This is a genomic window from Methylobacterium sp. J-088, assembly GCF_022829295.1.
Classification (GTDB): Bacteria; Pseudomonadota; Alphaproteobacteria; order Rhizobiales; family Beijerinckiaceae; genus Methylobacterium.
Window position 1 is genome coordinate 1 of record NZ_JAKSYH010000214.1, and the last position, 21,283, is coordinate 21,283.

Here is a 21,283-nt window from a genome sequence, read left to right on the forward strand (position 1 = left end):
AATGCCCCTCAAAGCGCAGCGACCCTCTGGGCCAATCGATGCCCAAAACGCCTCCCAGCCTTGTGAGTCGTGTACCGTGCGCGTTGCTATCGAGCACGGCTCTAAGTCTTCGTATTGATGCGCTCTCTTGCGCCGAACCGGTATCCACTTCGGCGGACAGCGCTCTAGCCGCTGCGCCGGTTGCAGCGCGTGTACGACACGGTCCCGCGGCTGCTCGACCATGTCAGGTGATCCTCGTCCACCGTCAGCCGGACCTGCGACGACCAGTGCCGCCCGCGGTCGCTGCATTCGGCCGCGGTCACCCAGGCGCCTCCGGATCGATGCATCTCGTGGAAGCTGCAGAGGGTACGGCCGGCGCGCGCCTGATCCGGCGTGATCGTCGCCGGGATGTAGCCCCGCCGCCGCGAAGGGTGCCCGCAGGCCGCCGGGCTCGGGCCCCAGAGCCCGACATAATCGGGCGCCGTCGCCACTGGTCGGGGGAGGGGGCTTGTCTGGACCGGCCGGGCAGCCTGACGTACCGCAGAAGCCGCCGTCGGGGCTGCTGCCGTCTCGCCGGTGCCGCGCTGCGATCCGGCTTCCGTCTGATCGAACTTCGCGAGGCGGCTCGATAGGGCCCGCGGCCCGGCGGCTGTCTCCGCGGATGGCGCCTCGGATCGTTGGGGCCGGAACGGTAGGTCTTCCGTCAGGTAGGCGGCACTATAGGCGAACAGCCCGACCCAGCCGGCGATCAGCAGGGCCGGCAAGACGTAGCGACGCCTGGGCCCGGAACGGGTTCCGTCGCCCGGATCCGCCAGCACCACCGCTCCCATCGTCCCCCCTCCGTCGTCGGTTCAGCGACCGAAAATCCCCTTCAGGAACTGCGCCGTGCGGTTACGCTTGCGCTTGCGCTCCAGCTCCGACGCGTCCTTGAGCCACGCGACCTGGACAACCCGCCGCTCGCCCTCGAACGGCTCGTGCCCATGCCAGGAATTGTCGGCGCGCAGAAACGCGAACATCGTCCCCATGGTGGGCGGCACCTCCACCGCGAAGGGCTCGTAGTTCTTCCCGTCGTAAAGCACCCGCAGGCGGCCGGCGGCCGGGGCCTCCCAGGCGTCGTTCATGTAGACGAGGAGCGTCAAGACCTTCGACGGTCCGTCGGTGTGGATCGAACCGTATTTCGGCTGGCTCTTCCGCATGATGGTGGTGAGCCGCGGGCAGGAGACGAGATCAATGCCGAACTTCTCGCCGAGGATCTTCGAGAATTCGTCGCTCTCCAGTTCGTCGATCAGCGCCTTGAAGCGCCCCTTGAGAGCGACTTCGTCGACGGTGAGATAGCCGGGCTTGGAGATATCGGGGAAGTCACGGCGGATCTCGTCGATGGCCTCGGGATTCAGGACGTTGTTGCCCAGCGTATAGGCGTAGGGCTCCCGGGAGAGGGGCGCAGCGCGCACCGCCGAGATGTCGAGGATCGAGAGGGCGGACATCGAGGGATCCCTTGGGTCCAGGGCGAATCGGCCGACACGCCGGGCGCGGATGGCACGTGCCGGAGGTCCGGGCGGAGGCATCGGCCTGTTCAGCCCCCGTCGGGCCCCGTCCGTCCTGGTGCAACCCGTCGCGGCGGTCCGAAAATCTCATAATCTGCCGATTGCGGCGGTCCGACGGCGAAAGCCGTCAGGTGGCGCATTCCGGTGACAGTCTCGGGCCGCGTGCCCGTGCAGGATAAGTTTGATGCCCGCGGATAGTCGTCCTGGGCGCATGCTGGACCCGTGTCTGATGAGGCCGCTGGCCCTCGCCCTGCTGTGTACACACCTCGTCGCGGTCGCGACCGGGGCGGAGGCGCTTGCGCAAACCCGGGCGCCGCGCGGCTCGATGACGGCCCGGATGACCTGCGCCGAGGCGATGGCGCTGGTCAAAGGCGAGCGGGATGTCGTGATCGCGGCCGGGTCGGCACCGGAGCGCTTCGTCAGCGGTCCCGCCCAGTGCAGCGGCTCTGAGATCGCCGAGTTGCGCTTCGCGCCCACCCGCGACAACCCGCAATGCCCGATCGGCTATCGGTGCCGCGAGCCTGGCTTCGAGGAGTGGAACTGGTAGGCCCGCAATCGGCGTAAATCGCCGCATCCCGCGAACGTGACGATAATTTCACGCGACAGCGTGCGGCAAAGGCCACTATCTCGCCATCGACCGGGGTCAAGGCCGCCGGGTTGCGCTTCTTTCAGGCGCGGTGGGGCGGGAGAGACGCGTGGCAGCACTCAGGACCGGGCTCGGGATCCAGGCCGTGCTCACGGCCATCGCCGCGCTGATCCTGCTGGCCCTGCCGGGAATCCCGAGCCCGCCGCTCTACGTCTCGCTCGCGGGCTTCGCGCTGGCCGGCATCCTGATCGCGTCCAACACCATCTCGGCCTACCTGAAGGTTTTCGTCTCGGTCTACGGCGTCGGCTACCTGCTGCTCGCCGGCACGAAGACGGCCGCCGCGATGGGCTTGCTGCCGCCCGTGATCGCCGCACTCCTGCCGCCGGCCTTCGCCGCCACCGGCGCGGTGGTGTTCGCCGCCATCGTGCTCGGAATTGCCTATCTCGAACCGATCCAGGCGATCACCAACATCGCAGACCCGTACTTCGCCAACCGCGACAAGCCGACCAAGGAGATCGGCCTGTTCCGCTGGTTCGGGACCACCGAGGGCCGAATCGGCCGCAACCTCGTGGCGCTCTCGATCTTCGTGAACTTCGCCGACGTGGCGCTGACGCTGCGGTTCAACTTCTTCTACCGCGACATCTACAACTCCCTCCAGGAGTACGACGCGAACGCCTTTTGGTACCAGCTGCTCTGGGTGTTCGTACCCCTCGCGACCCTGAACATCGCCATCGGCATGTTCGACCTGTTCGTGGATTCCTCGCTGCTGATCCGCTGGCGCACGTGGCTGACCCACAGCCTGTACGAGCGCTGGCTCGGCAACGGCACCCATTACCGGATCCCGTTCACCGACGAGGAGGCCGACAACCCGGATCAGCGCATCCAGGCGGACGTCAACAGCTTCATCGTGCAGACCACGACGCTGTCGATCCGGCTGCTGAGCCAGGCGGCGCAGCTCGTCTCGTTCATGGTGATTCTCTGGACCCTGTCACGCGACTTCGTGGTGCCTTTCACCGACACGGTCATCCCGGGCTTCCTGGTCTGGCTGGTGATCGGCTACGCGGTGGTGGGCACGTGGCTCACTCACTTGATCGGCCGGCCGCTCATCGGGCTCGATTTCCGGCAGGAGCAGGTCGAAGCGAATTTCCGCTTCGCGCTGGCCCGCAACCGGATTTATTCCGAGCAGATCGCGCTGCTGCGCGGCGAGCGCGCCGAGGCTTCGCGGCTCTCGACGCTGTTCCACAGCGTCATCGACAATTACGTCGGCATCATCTTCCGCCGCATCAAGCTGATCGCCTTCACGTTCAGTTACCGGCAGGCGAGCGTGATCTTCCCGATGGTGCTGGCCGCACCCTCGTTCTTCGCCAAGAAGATCACGCTGGGCGCCCTGCAGCAGACCTCGCAGGCCTTCGGGCAGGTGCAGAGCTCGCTCTCGTTCTTCGTGGATTCCTACACGACGCTGGCTGCCTACAAGGCCAACACCAACCGTCTCGGCTCCTTCCGCCGGGCCATGACCAAGGCCGAGGCGCTGGAGAATGCCGGCTACGGGCTCGTCCAGGGCAACGACACGACCGGCGACGTGACCGCGCGCGGGCTGGTCCTCGCCCTGCCGGACGGGCGCCCGATCGTGACCGCCGATGCTCTGACGCTGCCGCGGGGGAGCGCGACCCTGGTGACCGGGCCCTCCGGCTCGGGCAAGTCGACGCTGTTCCGCGCGATTGCCGGGATCTGGCCGTTCGGTCAGGGCCGGGTCGACGTGCCGGCCGGGCAGTCGGCGCTGCTGCTGCCGCAGCGGCCCTACATCCCACTCGGCACCCTGCGCGGCGCCGTGGTCTACCCGAACACCACCGATCAGTTCTCCGATGACGCCGTCAAGGAGGCCCTGGTCGCCGCCCAGCTGCCGCAGCTCGCCGACCGCCTGGACGAGGTCGATACCTGGGAGCGGCGCCTGTCGGGGGGCGAGCAGCAGCGGCTCGCCATTGCCCGTGTGCTGCTTGCCAAGCCGGCATGGCTGTTCCTGGACGAGGCGACCGCGTCCCTCGACGAGCCTTCGGAGGCGGCGCTCTACCGGATGCTGCGCGAGCGGCTGCCCGGGACGACCATCGTGTCGATCGGCCACCGCTCGACGCTGGAGGCTTTCCACGACCGGCGCATCACGCTGGAGCCGGAGGGTGGGGTGTTCACCCCGCGGGAGCAGAGGCAGCCGCTGCCGGCGGCGTGAGGCGGGCCGCATCCGCGTCACTCCCTACCCCCCACCGCGGGGCAGGGTGGGCCGGCCGTCGAGCCGGGTCGGAAGAGGGGAACCCGGCTTCAGGATCTGACGCGGCCTTCATGACGGATAACGCTTCATTCTGCACCGTCGCTCCCCTCTCTTGACGCCCTTTCCGGGGGCCACCCTCCTCCGCAGAGGGGGGAGGGAAGCCGTACGGCCAGTTCAGCCTTACGCCGCCTTGCGCAAACCCGCAGCAGCCCGAGCCGCCTGCTCGATCGCCGCCGGATCGGGCGTACCGGGCTTCACCACCCAGCTGCCGCCGACGCAGAGCACCGACGGGATCGCCAGCCAATCCGGCGCTGTCGCCTCGGTGATACCGCCGGTCGGGCAGAACCGCACCGCGCCGAACACCGCCGCGTGGGACTTCAACGCCTTGATGCCACCCGCTGCTTCGGCCGGGAAGAACTTGAACCGGTCGAGCCCGTGATCCAGTCCGCGCATGATGTCGGCCGCGGTGGCGATGCCCGGCAGGTAGGGTACGCCATTGGCCTTGGCGGCGTCGGTCAGCGGCTCCGTGAGGCCGGGCGAGACGATGAACTCGGCCCCCGCCGCCAGGGCGTTCTCCAGATCGCGGGGGTTGAGCACCGTCCCGGCACCCACGACCGCACCTTCGACCCGGGTCATCTCCCGGATCACGTCGAGGGCGGCGGGCGTGCGCAGGGTGACCTCCAAGGCGGTCAGCCCGCCCTTCACCAAGGCCTCGGCGATGGGCCGGGCCTGGGCGACATCGTCGATCACCAGGACCGGTATGACGGGCACGGAGCGCATCAGCGCGTCGATGCTGGTCAGATCGTTCATGGTCGGCAACTCCTGTCCTAAATTCAGAGGCCGGCGGCGGCGAGCATCGCGGAGGCGCCGCGCTCCGCCGTATCGGCCCCATGGCGCATGAACGCGAATAACTCGCGCCCGGTGCCCTGGCTGGGCGGCGGTGCTTCGGCTTCGGGTCGGGCGGCGAACTCGGCTTCGTCCACCAGCACTTCGAGCAGACCGTCGGCGGCGCTGAGCCGGACGATGTCGCCGTCGCGGATCCGGCCGATCGGTCCGCCGCCGAGCGCCTCGGGGCTGAGGTGGATGGCGGCCGGGACCTTTCCGGAGGCGCCGGACATCCGGCCGTCCGTTACCAAGGCAACCTTGTGGCCGCGGTCCTGCAGCACGCCGAGCGGCGGGGTGAGCTTGTGCAATTCCGGCATGCCGTTGGCCTTCGGCCCCTGAAACCGGACCACAACCACGACGTCCCGCTCCAGCTCGCCGGCCTTGAACGCCTTCAGCACCTCGTCCTGATCGGAAAACACCCGCGCCGGGGCCTCGATGGTCCGGCGCTGCTCCTCGACGGCGCTGGTCTTGAACGTCGCCCGTCCGAGATTGCCCTTCACCAGCCGCATGCCGCCATCCGGCTGGAACGGGGTGGCGGGCCGCCGGAGCATGGCATCGTCCAGGCTCTCCGACACGGCGTCCTCGAAAACCAATTCCTCCCCGTCGAGCTTCGGGTCGCGGGCGTGGTCGCGCAGCGACTGGCCCGCCACGGTGAGGATGTCGCCGTGCAGCAGGCCCGCATCCAGCAGCGCGGCCATCACGAAGCTCATGCCGCCGGCCGCGTGGAAGTGGTTCACGTCGCCCGCGCCATTCGGATAGACGCGCGCGATCAGCGGCACGGCGCTGGATAGCCGGTCGATATCCGCCCAGTCGATCACGATGCCGGCGGCGCGTGCGATGGCCGGCAAATGGATCGCGTGGTTGGTCGAGCCGCCCGTGGCGAGCAGGCCGACCGCGGCGTTCACGATCGCCTTTTCGTCGACGCAGAGGCCGAGAGGCCGATAGTCGTTGCCGCCGCCGCCGATCTCGGCGAGCCGGTGGATCGCCGCCCGGGTTACGGCCTGCCGCAGCTTGGTACCGGGATTGATGAACGAGGCGCCCGGCATGTGCAGGCCCATCATGTCCATCATCATCTGGTTCGAGTTTGCCGTGCCGTAGAACGTGCAAGTCCCGGCCGAATGATAGGAGGCCGACTCGGATTCGAGCAGTTCCGCGCGGCCGACCTTACCCTCGGCGTAGAGCTGGCGGATCCGCTGCTTTTCCTTGTTGGCCAGCCCCGACGGCATCGGGCCGGCCGGGATCAGAATGGTCGGCAGGTGGCCGAAGCGGAGCGCCCCGATCAGCAGGCCCGGCACGATCTTGTCGCAGATGCCGAGCAGCGCCGCCCCGTCGAACATCCCGTGGCTGAGCGCGACCGCGGTGGAGAGCGCGATCGCATCCCGGGAGAACAGCGACAGCTCCATGCCGCTCTGGCCCTGCGTGACCCCATCGCACATGGCCGGGGTGCCGCCTGCCACTTGAGCGGTCGCGCCGCGCTCGCGGGCGAACAGTTTGATCTGCTCCGGGTAGCGCCCGTACGGCTGATGGGCCGAGAGCATGTCGTTGTAGGCGGTGACGATGCCGATGTTCATCGCGGTCCGCTCGTCGCGGATCGCCGCCTTGTCCTCGCCGGCGGCCGCGAAGCCGTGGGCGAGGTTGCCGCAGGCGAGCTTGCCGCGCCGGACCCCCGCCTCGCGCTCGCGGGCGATCAGGTCGAGATAGGCGCGTCGGGTCTCGCGGGAGCGCGTCACGACGCGCTCGGTGACCGCCGCGACCTCGGGATGAAGCTCGGTCATGCTGGTTTCTCCAGGCTCGGCGCAGGGCTACGTCGGTTGCCGGTACTTAAGCTGTGTGCCGCGGGATGTAACCCGGCCGGTGCCGAGACCCGCTCTGCCTCAATCCTCTGCCGGCGGCCGAATTCGTACGTCGCGTGCGGCCCCGACGCTGGCCGCAGTTGCCCCTCGCCCCGCTTGCGGGAAGAGGGCTCCGGCGACCTTGCCGTCGCCGGAGCGAGGCGGTAGCCGAAGGTGAGGGGGAGGCGCCGGAAGAGTCTTATCCCGTCGAGCTCCCTCACCGCCGCTCCGGCTACGCCTCCGCTTCCCGCACGGACGACGAGGTCCGTGCAGGCCTCTCCCCGCGTGCGGGGAGGGGGGATTCGGGGCAACCATGACGCCTCTTCAGCAAAGCCCCATCGTGAATTGCAGCGGCCCTCAATATTCCCAGAAGATCCGCTGCAGCTCCTTCGTGTCGCTCGTCTTGGTGAGCGCCACGGCCGCCAGGATCTTGGCCTTGGCGGGGTTCAGGTCGTTGGCGACCACCCAGTCGTACGTGTCGTCCGGCTGCTCGGCGTTGCGCAGCACGAGCCCATCGGGCACGCGCGACGAGCGGATGATGAGCGTACCCTTGGAGCGGATGTCCTTGAGCTTGTCGACGAGGTAGCCCGCCACCGAGCCGTTGCCGGTGCCGGCATTGACGATCGCCTTCGCGCCCGCCTGAACCTCCGCGTCGTAGACACCCGGGATCATGTTGCCCGAACCGTAGACGATCCCGACCAGCGGCAGGCTATCGATCTGGTCGATGTCGAACTCGGAGCTGGAGTTGTGCCGCTTGGAAAGCGAGCGGAAGAAGTATGTTTTGCCCTCGATGACCATGCCGAGCGGCCCCCACTGGCTGAAGAAGGCGCTGGGCACGACATTGGTCCGCTTGGTCACATCGCGGCCGGACTGGATGGTGTCGTTCATCGTCACGGTGACGCCCTTGCCGATCGCCTCCTTGCTCCCCGCCACGGTCACGGCGTCGAGGAGGTTGAGGGCGCCGTCGGCTGAGATCGCCGTGCCCGGCCGCATCGAGCCGACGACCACGATCGGCTTGTCGCTCTTCACGACCAGATCGAGGAAAAAGGCCGTCTCTTCCAGGGTGTCGGTGCCGTGGGTGACGACCACCCCGTCGACGTCGTCCTGCTTGAGGAGCTGCGAGACGCGCTTGCCGAGCTGGACCAGCTGAGCGTCAGTGAAGCTCTCGGAGGCAATCTGGAAGACCTGCTCGCCGCGGACGTTGGCGATCGTGCTGATCTGCGGCACGGCCGCGATCAGCTTGTCGACCGGCACCTTGGCGGCGGTGTAGGTCGCGCTGTTGGCGGCATCCGCGCCGGCGCCCGCGATGGTGCCGCCGGTGGCGAGGATCACGACGTTCGGCTTCCGGGTCGCGGCGGCCGTCCCGGACTCGGGCATCTCGCGCGCGCTCAGCGGGCTCGCCCCGCACAGGCTGGCCAGGGCCAGCGCGAAGGCCGCTCCGCGCAGGGAATGGGCCGCGCCGCTTCGGCAGGAAAACATGCGGTGATCCTCTAGCTCTGAAACGATGACGAGTCGGACTCGCCACGGCGATGGTAGCCGCACGGACTTGTCAGGCAAGGATCGTGCGGGCCGCCGCGGTTCACGCCGGCCTGGATCGTTACGCAAGCTCAAGCGTTAGAGCATGTCGCTCTCCGAACGGAGGTTCGCCCCATGCAGCATCTCGCCGACCTGCTCGACGAACTGGAGCGGAGCGAGCCCGCCCGGGCCGCGATGGCAATCCTCGAAGGCTCACTCTCCCGTCGCTCAGAAGAGGAGCAGGGTGCCTTCTGGCGCGCCGTCGACATTTACTACATCTCGCGCAAGGCGCCGCCGGAGGCGACCCAGGCCTTCGCGGTTGCACCGGACCTCGCTGTCGCTTCGTGACGCACGGGGCGGGTTCAGTGCTCCTTACGATTATGACGCACGCCCTTTTCCCAGATAGGTGAAGCAACAGCGGAACCTGATCTGGGATTCAGCATACGACGTGCTGCGTCAGCGGTACCGTTCATCGAGCTGGACGCTCCGTGCCATCGTGAGCTGATTCCCAGGTCGCATTCCGCGGGCGCTGCATGCGCCCGGGAACGGGCCGGTGCAGGGCCCGGCAATGTGATGATGGCGAATCTTAGCGTTACACTTCGGGAAGATCTGCCCCGAGCGTAATCTCGATCGGCGCTCGTTCCTGTGGCTGCTCAGGCATTCGCAGGAACGACCGGCGGGAGCGTGGCGCCGGTCTCGGGCTCGTTGCCGGCGGAGACCGCGTCGCGGGTCTCGGGCATCAGCGTCAAGTACAGCACGAAGCCCAGGGCCGCGATGGCGGCGAGCGCCAGGAAGGCCGTCGAATAGCCAGCCGACACGATGATCACGCCGGCCAGCGTGGCGCTGAGCGAGGCGCCGATGCCCTGAGCCGTGGCGACGGCGCCCTGGGCGGTGTTGAAGCGCCCGCCGCCACGGGTCAGGTCGGACACCACGATCGGGAACAGTGCGCCGAAGATGCCCGCGCCGATCCCGTCGAGGAGCTGGACGCCCACCAGCCAGAACGGGTTGTCCGATAGGGTATAGAGCACGCCGCGCAGGGCCAGCACCCCGAAGGCCGCCAGGAAGATCGGCTTGCGGCCGATCACGTCTGCCTTGGCGCCCACGAAGATCGCCACCGGCACCATCACGCATTGCGCCGCCACGATGCAGATGGCGATCAGCGAGGTCGCGTGATCCTTGCCCGACAGGTGCGTCAGGAGCTGGCCCACCGAGGTCAGCATGGCGGCGTTGGAGAGGTGGAAGATCGCGCACAGCACCGCGAACAGGAGCAAAGCCTTGTTCTGGAGCAGGGTGGCGAGGCCGGAGGGCTTCTCCTGCGCGGCTTCCTCCTCCCGGGTCATACCCCGCGCGAGGTCGTCGTCGATCGCGTCGGCCGGCACCATCAGCATGGCGCCGATGGAGCAGGCCGCCAGGATGCCCATCAGCCAGAACACCACGATCGGCCCGAAGAAGTAGGCCAACCCCCCCGCCACCGCGGCCGAGACCGCGTTGCCGGCGTGATTGAAGCCCTCGTTGCGGCCAATCCGCTTGGCGAACATTTTGGGGCCGACGAGGCCGAGGGTGATGGCGGCCAGAGCCGGCGGGAAGATCGCACCCGCGATGTGCGCGACCGATTGGGTCGCGGCCACGAGGTAGAAGTTGGAGATGAACGGCAGGACGAGGCAGCTCGCCGTCACCGCGATCGCGCCGCCGATCACCACGGCGCGCTTGTGGTTGGTCGCGTCGATGAAGGCGCCCGCGGGCGTCTGCGCCACGAGGCCGAGGATACCCGCGACGGTCATGACGAGGCCGGTGGTCGCCTCGTTCCAGCCCTGGTCCGGTCCGCGCACGGCGATGAGATAGATGGCGAGATAGGGGCCGAGCCCGTCGCGCACGTCGGCCAGGAAGAAGTTGAGCGCATCGAGGCCGCGCAGGGCCTTGGTCGAGGCGGTGCGGGTCTCCGCGTCGGCGCCCGTCGCGCCCGTCCCGATGCTGCTCATCCCGATCCGCCCCGATCACACCAAAGGGCCCGCCGGAATCCGAACGGCCCAACACTCGCGGTGCTCGACGCCCACGCGGATGTTCGGTTCCGTCACACAGGTGATCGTGGCCGCATCGGGGACGATTGCCTGCGGGACGAACGGGTTATTCGGTATCGAGGCTGGTCGAAGCGTCAGGATTCCCGACATCGCATGTCGGATCGGCCGACAGATCGAGGCCCGGTGCGCCGAGGCCATAACGCTCGATCTTGGCGTAGAGGAGCTGGCGCTGGATCCCCAGCCGGCGGGCGGCGCCGGCCCGGTTGCCGTCGGTCTCGCGCAGGGCGGCCACGATCATGGCCCGTTCCAGGCGGGCGACGGCACCCGGTAGATCGCCGGACAGCCAATCGGCCGGCGGAGTATCGCCAGGCCGCCGGTCGGGCCGGTCGGGCCGGTCCGACGGGAGATCGAGATCCGCGGCCGCGATCACGCCGCCGCGGACCAGCACCGCCGCGCGCTCGACGACGTTGCGCAATTCGCGGACGTTGCCCGGCCAGTCATGGGCCAGCAGGCGGGACGCGGCGCCCCGGTCGAGGCGCTTGCTCGAACGGGCGAGAAAATGTTCGGCCAGCGGGACGATGTCGGCAAGGCGCTCGCGCAGGGGCGGCAGGGCGATCGGTACCACGTTGAGGCGGTAGTAGAGATCGGCGCGGAACCGGCCCTCGGCGACGAGCGCCGGGAGGTCGCGATGGGTGGCGGCCAGCAAGCGGACATCGACCCGGGCCGAGCGGCCGCCCAGCGGCGTCACTACGCAGTCCTGGATGACCCGTAGGATCTTCGCCTGCATGGCGGCCGGCATGTCGCCGATCTCATCGAGGAACAGCGTGCCGCCTTCGGCGAGGTGAAAGGCGCCGGCCCGATCCCCGGTCGCGCCCCCGAACGCCCCCCGGACATGCCCGAACAGCTCACTTTCCAGCTGGTCCCCCGGAATCGCCGCGCAGTTCACCGGGACGAAGGGGCGTGCCCGCCGCCGGGAAAAGGCGTGGAGCGCCCGCGCAACCTCTTCCTTGCCGGTGCCGGTCTCGCCCTGGATCAGCACTGTCGAGGCGGTGTCGGCCACGAGCCCGATCGTCTTCTGAACCCGCCGCATGCCTTCGCTGGAGCCGACGAGGCCCGGATGGCCGGCCGGGGCATCCGGGACGGCGCCCGCCGGCCGGACCGTCTTGAGCATCGCCTCGAGGACGGAAGCGAGGTCGGCGCGGCCGATCGGCTTGGTCAGGTGGTCATGGGCGCCCAGGCGCATCGCCTCGATGGTGTTGGCCGGGCTCGCGAACGCCGTCAGCACGGTCACGGGCGGCCGGTCCGGCAGCGCGCAGATCCGCTCCAGCACCGACATGCCGTCGAGGTCACCGGGCATGCGCAGGTCAAGGAGCACCGCGTCCACCGGGCCCACCTGCAGCCGTGCCAGCGCCTCCGAGCCGGACGCCGCCGGCAGCGGCCTGTGTCCGAGGTCGGCCACGGTTTCGGCAAGCCCCTCGCGCAGGGCCGGGTCGTCGTCGACGATCAGGATGGTTGCCATGGCAGATCCAGCAGGAAGGTGGTCTCCGACGCGTTCTCGTCCAGCCTGACCTCGCCGCGATGGGCCAGCGCGATCTCGCGCACGATCGCGAGCCCGAGGCCGGTCCCATCCGCGCGACCCGTGGCGAAGGGCTCGAACAGGGTGTCGCGGATCGTCGGATCGATCCCGGGGCCGGTATCGCTGACCCGAAGCCGCAGGCGGAGGGCGCCATCGACCGCGGCCCGTTCGGCGCCGAGGTCGACCCGACCACCGGGCGGCGTGTTCTGGAGGGCGTTCAGGAGCAGGTTGTCGAGGGCGCGCGCGATCTGGGCGCGGTCGATATGCGGATGGTCCGCCTCGGGCAGTCCGGCCGCCGCGATCCCGATCCGCACGGCGCGCGCGGTCGCGAGATCCTCGTGCAGGCCGGCGCACTCCACGAGCAGCGGCGCCACCGCGGTCGGCGCCCGGTTGAGCGGGCGGACCTGCGTCAGGTTGAGCAGATCGCGCAGCAGCGTGTCCACCCGCGCGATCTGGCCGAGCACCGTGCGCAGGGCCGATGTCGCCCGGTCCGGATCACCGCTGACCAGGGCGTTCTCGGCCTTCAGCCGCATCGCGGCGATCGGGTTGCGGATCTCGTGGGCGATGCTCGCCGCGAGCCGGCCGACGGCCGCCAAGCGCTCGGCGGCCACGACCCGGCCGCGCGCCTCCCGCAGCCGTCCGCCCGCCGCGTTGAGGGCCTCGACCAGGCGGTCGAACTCCCGCTCGCCGGTGTGTTCGAGGCGCGGCAGGTCCTCGCCGTCCGGTCGCGCCGCCGAGAGGGCAGCCTCCAGCCGGGCGATCCGGTCGGAGAATCCATAGAGGAACCAGCCGAGAAAGGCCGCCGAGCCCAGGACCGTGGCGGTCAGGAACCCGAGCCCCGCGAGGAAGCGCGTGTAGGTCGGGCCGTCGTTGACATGGGCGCGACCCATGGCCCAGGCCGTCAGCCCGGGCTCCGGTCCGCGCAGGGGGCAGGCCTGGAGCAGGAGCACCTGCGTGCGGCTCGGCCGGTTCAGCGAGACGGCATGGCCGACGCGCAGGGCCTGGGCGTTCACGGTTGCGATCGTGTCGCGCTCGGCGACCGGGAGGTCGGTCTTCGGACCGGTCCCTTCATAGGTCGGATAGGCATAGGCGATCGACCCGTCCTGGGCGCTCCAGATCCCACCCTCAATCCCCGGTGTGCCGGCCAGCGCGGCTTCGACCACACCGGCGAGGTCGGATTCGGCAACGTCCCCGCGCAGGCCGACCCGGGCGGCGTACCGGTCGATGATCTCGCGGCAGGCCCGTCCCACGGTGATGTCCGCCCGGGCCACCTGGACGCCGGTCGACTGAGCGTAGACGCCGAACATCAGGTAGGCGGTCGCGATCGCCGAGGCGAGGAGCAGGATCCACAGGGCGAGGAGCCGGGCGCGCAAGCTGTAGGCCGTCACGGCGGCGCTCGGTCGAACACGGCTTCGAGTCCCCGCTGCGCCGCGCTTTCTTGCGCCGAACCGGTATCGGCTCCGGCGGAGAATACTCTAGATCCGACCGGCCGCCACCAGCTTACCGAGCACGGCATTCACGCGCGTCTGCCAGTCGGGGCCATTTCCCCGCAGGTATTTCACAGTCTTGGCATCCGGGCGGATTTTGACCTCCACCTTCGGCGATTCCGCTTTCGGCCGCCCGCGCCGGGCCGGCACCATCCCGGCCATGAACGCCGCGTCCAGCGGCGGATTATCGGCGTGACGTTCGGCATCAAACCTGGCCATGATAGAACCTCAACGCGTGCTTCTCCGCCGGATGCAAGCTGATGGCCCGGATCGCATCCGCCTGGGAGCCTTCCGTGAAGACCAGCACGTGCGGGCGATCCCCGATCAGGCCGAGGGCGACGAACTGGACCTCCCCATCATCGAAGCGATCGTCTTCACGCTCCAACGCCGTATCCCAACCGAATTCTTCCGCGGCCACCAGGGATACGCCGTGCTTGATGACGTCGGCACGGTCCTTGGCCGGGCCGAACGCGATAGCCGCGATTTTTCGGACACCCAGAAAATCGGACGCGCAACATCGGCACCGGCTCCGTCAAGCCGGTCGCGGCCCGGTGCAGGCGTGCGCATCGCAGCATGCACCGAGAGTATCGTTCTCAAAAGCCGGTGCCCGGCTAAGGAACGATAATACAAGGGCAGAGGTCCGGAGCATCGTGCCGGTTCCGATTCCGGCCAAGATGTCTTAAGGTGTCGGGCAGGACTGCGAGGCAGCGGAGCTTTCCGCTGTACGGACGGGTTCTTCAGGGCTGTTGCCGATCGTCATGCGCTCGGGACCGCCACCAGCAGGCTCCGACGGAGACGGACCGTGTCCCAGGCGCTCGTGAATCGAGAGGCGCTCGACGAGCTCAGCGCGGTGATCGGACTGGAGAAGCTCGGCCGCATCGTCGATCGGTTCCGCCTCAGCCTCGCCACCGCCTTCGCGGAGGGGGACCGCACCGCGGCCGATTACGGACGTGAGGCCCACACGCTCGTGTCGATGTCGGGCATGCTCGGTTGCGACGCGCTCTCGCAGGCCTGCCGCGTGGTCGAGGAGAATGCCGCCGCGGGACACGACCTGGCGGAGCCCCTAGCTGCCGTGCGGATGCTGCGCGATCGGACGATCCCGGCCCTGCAGGATCTGACCGCCGTCACGCCCGGCGCCGGTCAGCCGGCGATGACCGCTTCGAGCGGTGCCTCGAACGTCAGCACCACCCCTTCCGGCGGATAGGTCAGCTGCGCCGATCCGCCGAAGCCGTGGACGAGGCTGCGGGCGATGAGGCGGGTGCCGAACCCGCTGCGGGTCGGCGGCGTCACGGGCGGGCCGCCCCGTTCCTCCCAGCGGAAGCGCAGCCGCGAGCCGCCCTCCGCGTCGATCACCGTCCATGTGATGCCGACCTTGCCGCCGGCCACCGAGAGGGCGCCGTACTTGGCGGCGTTGGTCCCGAGTTCGTGCAGCATCAGCGCCAGCGTCAGCCCGTGGCGCGGTCCCAGGGTCAGGTCGGCACCCTCGACCCGGAACCGATCGGTCAAGCCATCGTCGTGCAGCGAGATCGCCCCCGCGACCAGGCCGACCAGGGAGGCTCGGGCGAATGAGCCCTGGAGCAGGACGTCGTGGGCCTTCGCCAACGCCAGCAGGCGCGCCGCCAGCGCCTCACCGGCGGCTTCCAGCGAGACCGCGTTGCGCATGGTCTGCGCCGCAACCGCCTGGACCATGGCCATCGTGTTCTTCATCCGGTGCGCGAGTTCCTGCATCAGCATCGTCTGATGCGCCTCCGCGAGCTTCAACTCGCTGATGTCGCGCGACACCGTGAGGATTCGTTCGGGGCTGCCGGGCGTCGCGCCGATCGGCGTTACGGCTACGTCCCACCACCGGATCTCTTGGACGGACTCGATCCGCGCCTGGAAGCGGCTCGGACGACCGAGGCGTGCCCGGTCGAGGGCACCGGCTGCGGCCTCACGATCCTCCGGCCGTGTCCACACGTCGATCCAGGGGCGGCCGATCACCTCCGCCTCGTCCTGAACACCGGATAGGGCGGGGCCGTCCGCCGCGGCGGTGATCAGGTATCCGTCGTGATCGAGCAGCTCCAGGTAGTCGTTGCAGGCCGATGGCCTCGGTTCGGCCAGCGGCGCCCGGGCCTCGGGCGCTGCGGTCAGCGGCCGCTCGGCGGCGACCCGGCCGGCCTCGATGCGGCTCGCGGCCTCGATGATGCGGCCGAGGCGGCGGCTGCGCTGCCGCTCCCGGTCGGCCTGCGCGCTCGCCTGTGCCAGCAGATCGCGCAGTCGGGCATTCTCCGCTTCGAGCATGTCGAGGCGCCGCTCCGCCCCATTGGTCCGCGGCAGCACGATGACCGCTTCCATCGTTTGCCCCCCCTCGTCCACCCGGCGGCTCGTCCACCCGGCGGCGCGCCCACGCGCGGCGCAGCAGGCCACCGACGCGCAGACGCGGCGACACGAAATCGGGTGGGAGGCACCGCCGGCTCAGGCCGCTTCTGATGCCGGATCCCCGCCCGCAGCCGAGCGAATCGTTGGATGCCTCACGCTACCATGGCGGCCCGGATAATCAATCGAAACGTGTATTCACGGGTGGGCGAAAACTTATGTCGCGATCGGCCTTCGTAACGAAGTCGGCTACTTCTTGCGCATCAGCAGCACGAGCCAGCCGATCCCGAGGACGAAGATTATCAGGCCGATCGAGACGAAGACCGGCGTGCCGAGGTCGATGAGCCGCGGTGCGAGCTGGGTCGCGAACGCCGCCACCACCAGGGCCACCGCCACCCGGGCGGCGGCGCGCTCGATGCCGCGGGTGAGCTTGTCGAGCCCCTTCACCTCGATCTCGACCGTGACGCGGCCCTGCTTGAGGCGCACCAGCATCAGATGGATCAGGGTCGGCAGCTCGGAGGCCGCCCCGTACAGGCCGACACCGAGCGCCTCGGCCTTCTGCTTGAGGGCGGAGAGCGAGAACTGCGTCTGCATGCTCGCCTTCACGGTGGGGCCAGCCGCCGCGAACAGGTCGAAATCGGGATCGAGGTGGCGCATCACGCCGTCGGCGGTCACCAGCCCCTTGAACAGGATGGCGAGGTCGGTCGGCATGGCGAGGTCGTTCTCGCGGGCCATGTTCATGAAGTCGGTCAGCACGAGCCCGAGATTCAGCGGGATCGAGGAATGGCTCTCCACGAAGGACTGGGCCGAGACCTGGAGACGGGTCAGGTCGGGGTTGCTGGTGCCGGTCCAGTCGAGCAGTACGGCCATCAGGCCATCGGAATCCTGCTTGAGCATCGCGCCGATCAGCACCAGCAGCTGCGATCGGCGGCGCTGCGACAGGCGCCCGATGATGCCGAAATCGATGAAGCCGATCTTGTTGCCCGGCAGCGCCAGCATGTTGCCGGGGTGCGGATCGGCGTGGAAGTGCCCCTCGATCAGCGCCATCTGCAGGAAGGCGTCCGTGCCCTTCTGGGCGAGCAGCTTCTTGTCGAGGCCGGCCGCGCGGAGCGCCGCGTCGTCGTTCGGCGGGATGCCGTGAATGAAGTCCTGCACCAGCACCCGCTCGGAGCAGTGCTCCCAGTGGATCTTCGGGAAGACGATGTCGTCGCGGTCCTCGAAGATCTGCGCCAGCAATTCGCAGTTGCGCGCCTCGTTGAGGAGGTCGAGCTCGCCGTTCAACCCGTCGGCGAGGTGGCGCATCTGCTCCCGCGGCTGGTAGCGGGCCATGTCGGGCCACTCGTTCTCCACGATGCGGGCGCCGTGGGCCATCAGGCGCAGATCCGCCTCGATGATCTTGCGCAGGTTCGGGCGGAGCACCTTGACGATGACGTCCTCGCCCGTGTGCAGCCGCGCCCGGTAGACCTGGGCGATCGACGCCGAGGCGATCGGGTTCGTGTCGAACTCGGCAAACACCTCCTGGGGCGGTGCGCCGAGATCCTGTTCGAGCTGCGGCCCGATCTGTTCCCAGGAGACCGGCACGACTTGGCTGTGAAGCTTCTGAAGCTCCTCGGTCCAGGCCGGCGACAGGAGGTCGGGCCGGCTCGCCAGAACCTGCCCGAACTTGATGAAGGTGGGTCCGAGCGCCTCGATCGCCCGGCGCAGCCGCTCCGGCTCCGACAGTCGGGTCACGTCGACCCGGGGCCGTCGGCGCGGCAGCAGGGGCAGATAGCGCAGGCCGAGGCGATCCACGACGCGGGTGACGCCGAAGCCGATCAGGATCGTCGCGATCTCCGACAGCCGCTGGCGGTCGCGGGCGGCAACGAAGGCGGTCTTCAGCATGGAGGGCGCGATCCGGTCCGACGGGATGGAAGAGCGCCCGGACAGCACGAGCATAAGGTCTTTTTTGCGGTCGCGACGCGTGGAAGGTCGCCGCGCCGGTCGTCGAAGGGGGTGCCTCCTCCGTCCGATCAGAAGGCCGGCTCCAGTCCGCTCGCCCGGTAGGCCCCGGCGGCCTCCGGCGTCGTCAGCCCGGCGAGGAAGCGGGCGGCGCCCGTCCGGTCGGTCGCGCCCCGCAGGATCGCGGCCGCGAAGGTCGTCACCTCCTGCACCGGCTCGGGGAAGGGCCCGACCACCTCGATCCCCGGCACCACCATCAATTCGCTGATCTGCTGGACCGCGAGGTCGGCCTCGCCCGACGCCAGCTTCTCGGCCGTGAAGCCCTGCGGGATGATGGTGGCCTTGGCGTTCACCGCTTCCGCGAGCCCGAGCCGCGGCAGCAGGCCGGCGAAATAGATCCCGCTGGCGCCGGTGCGCGAATAGGCCACCGAGCGCGCTGCGGTGAGCGTGCGCTTCAGTGCCTCGACGGTGGAGATATCCGGGTGGGGCGTCCCGGCCTTCACGGCGACGCCGTAGCGCGAGCGCACCGCATCGACCCGCGTTTCCGGCTCGACCCGGCCGTCCGCGAGCAGGCGGTCCATGGCGTCCGACAGGACCAGCACGGCGTCGGCGGTCTCGCCCGCTTCCAGCGCCTTCATGATGACGGCGGTCGGCGCCCAGTGGATCGCCGCCCGGCCGCCCGCCGCCTCGAACGCCGGGATGACATGCGCGTCGAAGGCGCCGCGCACCACCAGGGCGCATTTGAGCCGGGTCGCCGTGTGATCGTCGGTCATGTCGTGATCCATCTTTTTTTTGAAGAGCGGGTCGATCCGACGATCGGGCTCGCAAGCCCGTTCGCTTCTTTCCCTCCCCCGCAGAGGGGGGGAGAGCGCGGCAAGTGTGGATCAGGATTTTCCAGAATTCCCCCGGGAATAATCGAGCCCCGTGAATCCGCCGCCCTGGTAGCGCTCCACCACCGGATTGCCGCTGGTCTTGGCTTCCAGTGCCTGCGTGTAGGGATCGGCGCTGTCCTGCGGGGCCCACGCGATGGTGTCGCGCCCATCCCGGCCCCACCACGTCATGCGGCTGTTGTTCGAGGCGCCCCAGATCACGATCGTGCCGTCAGGGCCGAGGCTCGGCGCCAGGGTCGCGCGCATGACCAGCCGGGTCATGTCACCGTAGGATAGCCACGTCGCCAGCATCCGCGCGTCTGTGGGCTCCGGGAAGCACGAACCGATCCGCAGGAAGACGCTCTCGACCCCGTGCTTGTCGCGGTACAGGCCGCCCATCAACTCGCCGTAGGCTTTCGACAGGCCGTAATAGCCGTCTGGTCTCAGGGCGCACGCGTCATCGAGCACCGCGGACCGCTCGTGGAACCCGATGGCGTGGTTCGAGGACGCGAACACCATCCGCGCGCCCTCCCGCCGGGCGGCCTCGTAGGCGTGGTAGAGGCCGCGGATGTTGGGGCCGATCACCGTCTCGAACGGAAGCTCCACCGAGATCCCGCCGAAATGCAGGATCGTGCCACAGCCCTCCGCCAGCCGCAGGATCGCGGGGCCGTCCTCGAGGTCGGCGAGCTGAAAGCGAGCGCCCTCCGGCAGCGGTTCGGGGAAGGGGACGCGGTCGGTGAGCCGGAGCGTCCAGCCGGCCTCCCCGAGCGCGCGGGTCAGCACGCGCCCGAGGGCGCCCGACGCACCGGTGAGCAGGACGGGTCTTTGCGGGAGGGTCTCGGCACTCATGGATACTCCGGGGTCAAACGGCCTTGGCCACGTCGAGGGAGGCTGCCGGCTCAGGTAGGCGGGGCCGCCGCACGAAGATCGCCATCGCGACGACGCCCGCGGCCGCGACCAGGGCCGCGATCACGAAGGCGCTGGCGTGGCCGCCGAGATACTGCACGGCGAGGCCGGTGGCGGTCGGTCCGATGATGCCCGAGATGTTGCTCAGGAGGTGGATGAAGCCGCTCACTCCGCCGACGCGGGCCTCGGGCACCAACTCGTGGATCGTCGCCCAGCAGGATTGCACGGAACTCGTCAGCATCAGCACGGCCAGCGCGATCAGCGAGACCGCCACCGCGGCATTCGGCGCGGCGTTGACCGCGATCAGCGCGACACCCGCGATGGCGAGCGGGACGATCGTGGTGATCTTCCGGGCGGCGAGCTTGTCGCCCATGCGCTTGTAGAGGTGGTCGGCGACGATGCCGCCCCCGACATAGCCGACGAAGCCGCAGGCCCATGGAATCGAAGCGACCAACGCCATCTGCTGCACCGGCATGTGCAGGGCGTCGGTCAGGTAGCTCGGGAGCCACGAGAGGAAGATGTAGAGGGTGTAGTTCACCGCGAACATGCCGAGGCCCAGCGACAGGGTGCTGGGCAGGAACAGGTATTCCTTGAGCGAGCGGGCATGGTCCGACGGCGCGAGATGCGTGACCGCCCGGCTGCGCTCGATCAGGGCGATCTCCTCCGCGCCGACGCGGGGATTGTCCTGGGGCCGGTCGGTCATCAGGAGGCGCCACGCCACCACCCAGAGCAGGCCGACCGCGCCGATCGCCACGAAGGCGACCCGCCAGCCGTACTGGATCGCCAGCAGGCCGACCACGGGGGCCGCGATGGCGCTGCCGACCGTCTGGCCCGAGAAGGTGAAGCCGATGGTCCGGGCGGTCTCCTCGCGGGGGAACCACGTTGTGAGGGTCCGGTTCGTGGTGGAGTTCATCGGCCCCTCGGCGAAGCCGAACAGGGCGCGGACCGCGAACATCTGGGCGAAGCCGGTCACCGCCCCGGTCAGCATGCACAGGACCGACCAGGCGGCGGCAGCCCAACTGTAGACGCTGCGCGGGCCGTACCGGTCGGCGAGCTGGCCGCCCACGAACGCGAACAGGGCGTAGCCGAAGAAGAAGGTCGAGAAGATCACCCCGAGTTCCGAGGGCGACAGGTTGAGATCCTGCTTGACGAACGGCGCCGCCACGCCGAGCGCGGCGCGGTCCATGTAGTTGATGATCCCAGCTATGAACAGCAGGAACGCGATCAGGAACCTGTAGCGCTTGGCGAACATGGGTCTTCCTCCGAGCTTATTGATGGTCTGTTATTTTTATTGTGTTCGATGCTTATCGAGCGGCTACAGAATCGAGACCGGCGAGTCCGTGTCTCCCTCCCCCCTTTGCGGGGGAGGGAAGAGGCGGATCGATCAGATCTCCCACGGTACACGACTCACAAGGCTGGGAGGCGTTTTGGGCATCGATTGGCCCAGAGGGTCGCTGCGCTTTGAGGGGCATTGAGGAGATCGCCGCGTAGGGCATCGAGGCCGGTGCGGAACCAGGATTTCCCGCGCCGCCC

The 21,283-nt window shown here is 69.0% G+C and carries 19 protein-coding genes; 4 read left to right on the forward strand and 15 right to left on the reverse strand.

Translation table 11 applies throughout. The features are described from left to right. Positions 1–164: 164 nt before the first annotated feature. Together MKK63_RS23815 and MKK63_RS23820 are read right to left on the reverse strand one after the other, a co-directional pair. Complete coding sequence (locus tag MKK63_RS23815; RefSeq protein WP_244006166.1) at positions 165–809, reverse strand: peptidase inhibitor family I36 protein; 645 nt, start codon at positions 807–809, stop codon at positions 165–167. Positions 810–830: 21 nt separating this feature from the next. Then, positions 831–1,463 (reverse strand): 2OG-Fe(II) oxygenase, encoded by a 633-nt coding sequence (locus tag MKK63_RS23820; protein ID WP_244006168.1) that lies wholly within the window; start codon positions 1,461–1,463, stop codon positions 831–833. A gap of 289 nt (positions 1,464–1,752) precedes the next feature. Here MKK63_RS23820 and MKK63_RS23825 point away from each other — a divergent pair, with 289 nt between their 5' ends. After that, positions 1,753–2,070, forward strand: coding sequence for a hypothetical protein (locus MKK63_RS23825; protein ID WP_244006170.1), 318 nt, complete (start codon positions 1,753–1,755; stop codon positions 2,068–2,070). A gap of 148 nt (positions 2,071–2,218) precedes the next feature. After that, entirely contained in the window at positions 2,219–4,330 is a 2,112-nt protein-coding gene (locus MKK63_RS23830) for an ABC transporter ATP-binding protein/permease (RefSeq protein ID WP_244006172.1), read from the forward strand. Between the two features lie 219 nt (positions 4,331–4,549). Here the strand turns inward: MKK63_RS23830 and eda are convergent, their stop codons facing one another. The 3 genes from eda to MKK63_RS23845 form a co-directional block, all read right to left on the reverse strand. Then, positions 4,550–5,179, reverse strand: coding sequence for a bifunctional 4-hydroxy-2-oxoglutarate aldolase/2-dehydro-3-deoxy-phosphogluconate aldolase (gene eda, locus MKK63_RS23835; protein ID WP_244006173.1), 630 nt, complete (start codon positions 5,177–5,179; stop codon positions 4,550–4,552). Between the two features lie 23 nt (positions 5,180–5,202). Next, positions 5,203–7,029 carry a phosphogluconate dehydratase gene (gene edd / locus MKK63_RS23840; protein WP_244006174.1) on the reverse strand — a complete coding sequence of 609 codons (1,827 nt, stop codon included), beginning with the start codon at positions 7,027–7,029 and terminating at the stop codon, positions 5,203–5,205. 414 nt (positions 7,030–7,443) lie between these two features. Then, positions 7,444–8,565 carry an asparaginase gene (locus tag MKK63_RS23845; RefSeq protein ID WP_244006175.1) on the reverse strand — a complete coding sequence of 374 codons (1,122 nt, stop codon included), beginning with the start codon at positions 8,563–8,565 and terminating at the stop codon, positions 7,444–7,446. Between the two features lie 171 nt (positions 8,566–8,736). Between MKK63_RS23845 and MKK63_RS23850 the strand changes: the two genes are divergently transcribed. Next, complete coding sequence (locus MKK63_RS23850; RefSeq protein ID WP_244006176.1) at positions 8,737–8,949, forward strand: hypothetical protein; 213 nt, start codon at positions 8,737–8,739, stop codon at positions 8,947–8,949. Between the two features lie 305 nt (positions 8,950–9,254). Here MKK63_RS23850 and MKK63_RS23855 read toward each other — a convergent pair whose 3' ends face one another. The 5 genes from MKK63_RS23855 to MKK63_RS23875 all read right to left on the reverse strand — a co-directional run bounded on the left by MKK63_RS23855 (position 9,255) and on the right by MKK63_RS23875 (position 14,181). Further along, positions 9,255–10,580, reverse strand: a complete 1,326-nt coding sequence (locus tag MKK63_RS23855) for an MFS transporter (protein ID WP_244006178.1) — start codon at positions 10,578–10,580, stop codon at positions 9,255–9,257. A 145-nt stretch (positions 10,581–10,725) separates the two neighbouring features. Next, positions 10,726–12,138: a sigma-54-dependent transcriptional regulator gene (locus MKK63_RS23860; protein WP_244006180.1), complete on the reverse strand. Its 1,413-nt coding sequence runs from the start codon at positions 12,136–12,138 to the stop codon at positions 10,726–10,728. Further along, entirely contained in the window at positions 12,123–13,583 is a 1,461-nt protein-coding gene (locus tag MKK63_RS23865; RefSeq protein WP_244006182.1) for a sensor histidine kinase, read from the reverse strand. Before MKK63_RS23865 ends, MKK63_RS23860 begins: the two co-directional genes overlap by 16 nt. 87 nt (positions 13,584–13,670) lie before the next feature. After that, positions 13,671–13,901 (reverse strand): BrnA antitoxin family protein, encoded by a 231-nt coding sequence (locus MKK63_RS23870; RefSeq protein ID WP_244006184.1) that lies wholly within the window; start codon positions 13,899–13,901, stop codon positions 13,671–13,673. Then, positions 13,888–14,181: a BrnT family toxin gene (locus MKK63_RS23875; protein WP_279574836.1), complete on the reverse strand. Its 294-nt coding sequence runs from the start codon at positions 14,179–14,181 to the stop codon at positions 13,888–13,890. The genes MKK63_RS23870 and MKK63_RS23875 overlap by 14 nt, the downstream gene beginning before the upstream one ends. Positions 14,182–14,484: 303 nt before the next feature. On the opposite strand from MKK63_RS23875, the gene MKK63_RS23880 reads away from it, so the two are divergent. Then, positions 14,485–14,886 carry an Hpt domain-containing protein gene (locus MKK63_RS23880; RefSeq protein WP_244006188.1) on the forward strand — a complete coding sequence of 134 codons (402 nt, stop codon included), beginning with the start codon at positions 14,485–14,487 and terminating at the stop codon, positions 14,884–14,886. On the opposite strand, the gene MKK63_RS23885 is transcribed toward MKK63_RS23880, so the two are convergent. The 5 genes from MKK63_RS23885 to MKK63_RS23905 form a co-directional block, all read right to left on the reverse strand. Continuing rightward, positions 14,823–16,016: a sensor histidine kinase gene (locus MKK63_RS23885; RefSeq protein ID WP_244006191.1), complete on the reverse strand. Its 1,194-nt coding sequence runs from the start codon at positions 16,014–16,016 to the stop codon at positions 14,823–14,825. The genes MKK63_RS23880 and MKK63_RS23885 overlap by 64 nt on opposite strands. 270 nt (positions 16,017–16,286) lie before the next feature. After that, on the reverse strand, positions 16,287–17,918 hold the full coding sequence (locus MKK63_RS23890) for an ABC1 kinase family protein (RefSeq protein ID WP_243918010.1): 1,632 nt from the start codon (positions 17,916–17,918) through the stop codon (positions 16,287–16,289). A gap of 128 nt (positions 17,919–18,046) precedes the next feature. Beyond that, positions 18,047–18,748 carry a molybdate ABC transporter substrate-binding protein gene (locus tag MKK63_RS23895; RefSeq protein WP_244006194.1) on the reverse strand — a complete coding sequence of 234 codons (702 nt, stop codon included), beginning with the start codon at positions 18,746–18,748 and terminating at the stop codon, positions 18,047–18,049. 111 nt (positions 18,749–18,859) lie between these two features. Then, entirely contained in the window at positions 18,860–19,693 is an 834-nt protein-coding gene (locus MKK63_RS23900) for an NAD-dependent epimerase/dehydratase family protein (protein WP_244006195.1), read from the reverse strand. 13 nt (positions 19,694–19,706) lie between these two features. Next, positions 19,707–21,002, reverse strand: coding sequence for an MFS transporter (locus tag MKK63_RS23905; protein ID WP_244006196.1), 1,296 nt, complete (start codon positions 21,000–21,002; stop codon positions 19,707–19,709). Between the last annotated feature and the right edge of the window lie 281 nt (positions 21,003–21,283).

Bases quoted from the DNA above. Each gene is read 5' to 3' on its own strand.
- eda (WP_244006173.1), bottom strand. From the start codon at position 5,179: ATGAACGATCTGACCAGCATCGACGCGCTGATGCGCTCCGTGCCCGTC.
- MKK63_RS23900 (WP_244006195.1), bottom strand. From the start codon at position 19,693: ATGAGTGCCGAGACCCTCCCGCAAAGACCCGTCCTGCTCACCGGTGCG.
- MKK63_RS23870 (WP_244006184.1), bottom strand. From the start codon at position 13,901: ATGGCCAGGTTTGATGCCGAACGTCACGCCGATAATCCGCCGCTGGAC.
- MKK63_RS23895 (WP_244006194.1), bottom strand. From the start codon at position 18,748: ATGACCGACGATCACACGGCGACCCGGCTCAAATGCGCCCTGGTGGTG.
- MKK63_RS23855 (WP_244006178.1), bottom strand. From the start codon at position 10,580: ATGAGCAGCATCGGGACGGGCGCGACGGGCGCCGACGCGGAGACCCGC.
- MKK63_RS23825 (WP_244006170.1), top strand. From the start codon at position 1,753: ATGAGGCCGCTGGCCCTCGCCCTGCTGTGTACACACCTCGTCGCGGTC.
- edd (WP_244006174.1), bottom strand. From the start codon at position 7,029: ATGACCGAGCTTCATCCCGAGGTCGCGGCGGTCACCGAGCGCGTCGTG.
- MKK63_RS23885 (WP_244006191.1), bottom strand. From the start codon at position 16,016: ATGGAAGCGGTCATCGTGCTGCCGCGGACCAATGGGGCGGAGCGGCGC.
- MKK63_RS23905 (WP_244006196.1), bottom strand. From the start codon at position 21,002: ATGTTCGCCAAGCGCTACAGGTTCCTGATCGCGTTCCTGCTGTTCATA.
- MKK63_RS23850 (WP_244006176.1), top strand. From the start codon at position 8,737: ATGCAGCATCTCGCCGACCTGCTCGACGAACTGGAGCGGAGCGAGCCC.
- MKK63_RS23820 (WP_244006168.1), bottom strand. From the start codon at position 1,463: ATGTCCGCCCTCTCGATCCTCGACATCTCGGCGGTGCGCGCTGCGCCC.
- MKK63_RS23845 (WP_244006175.1), bottom strand. From the start codon at position 8,565: ATGTTTTCCTGCCGAAGCGGCGCGGCCCATTCCCTGCGCGGAGCGGCC.
- MKK63_RS23815 (WP_244006166.1), bottom strand. From the start codon at position 809: ATGGGAGCGGTGGTGCTGGCGGATCCGGGCGACGGAACCCGTTCCGGG.
- MKK63_RS23890 (WP_243918010.1), bottom strand. From the start codon at position 17,918: ATGCTGAAGACCGCCTTCGTTGCCGCCCGCGACCGCCAGCGGCTGTCG.
- MKK63_RS23860 (WP_244006180.1), bottom strand. From the start codon at position 12,138: ATGGCAACCATCCTGATCGTCGACGACGACCCGGCCCTGCGCGAGGGG.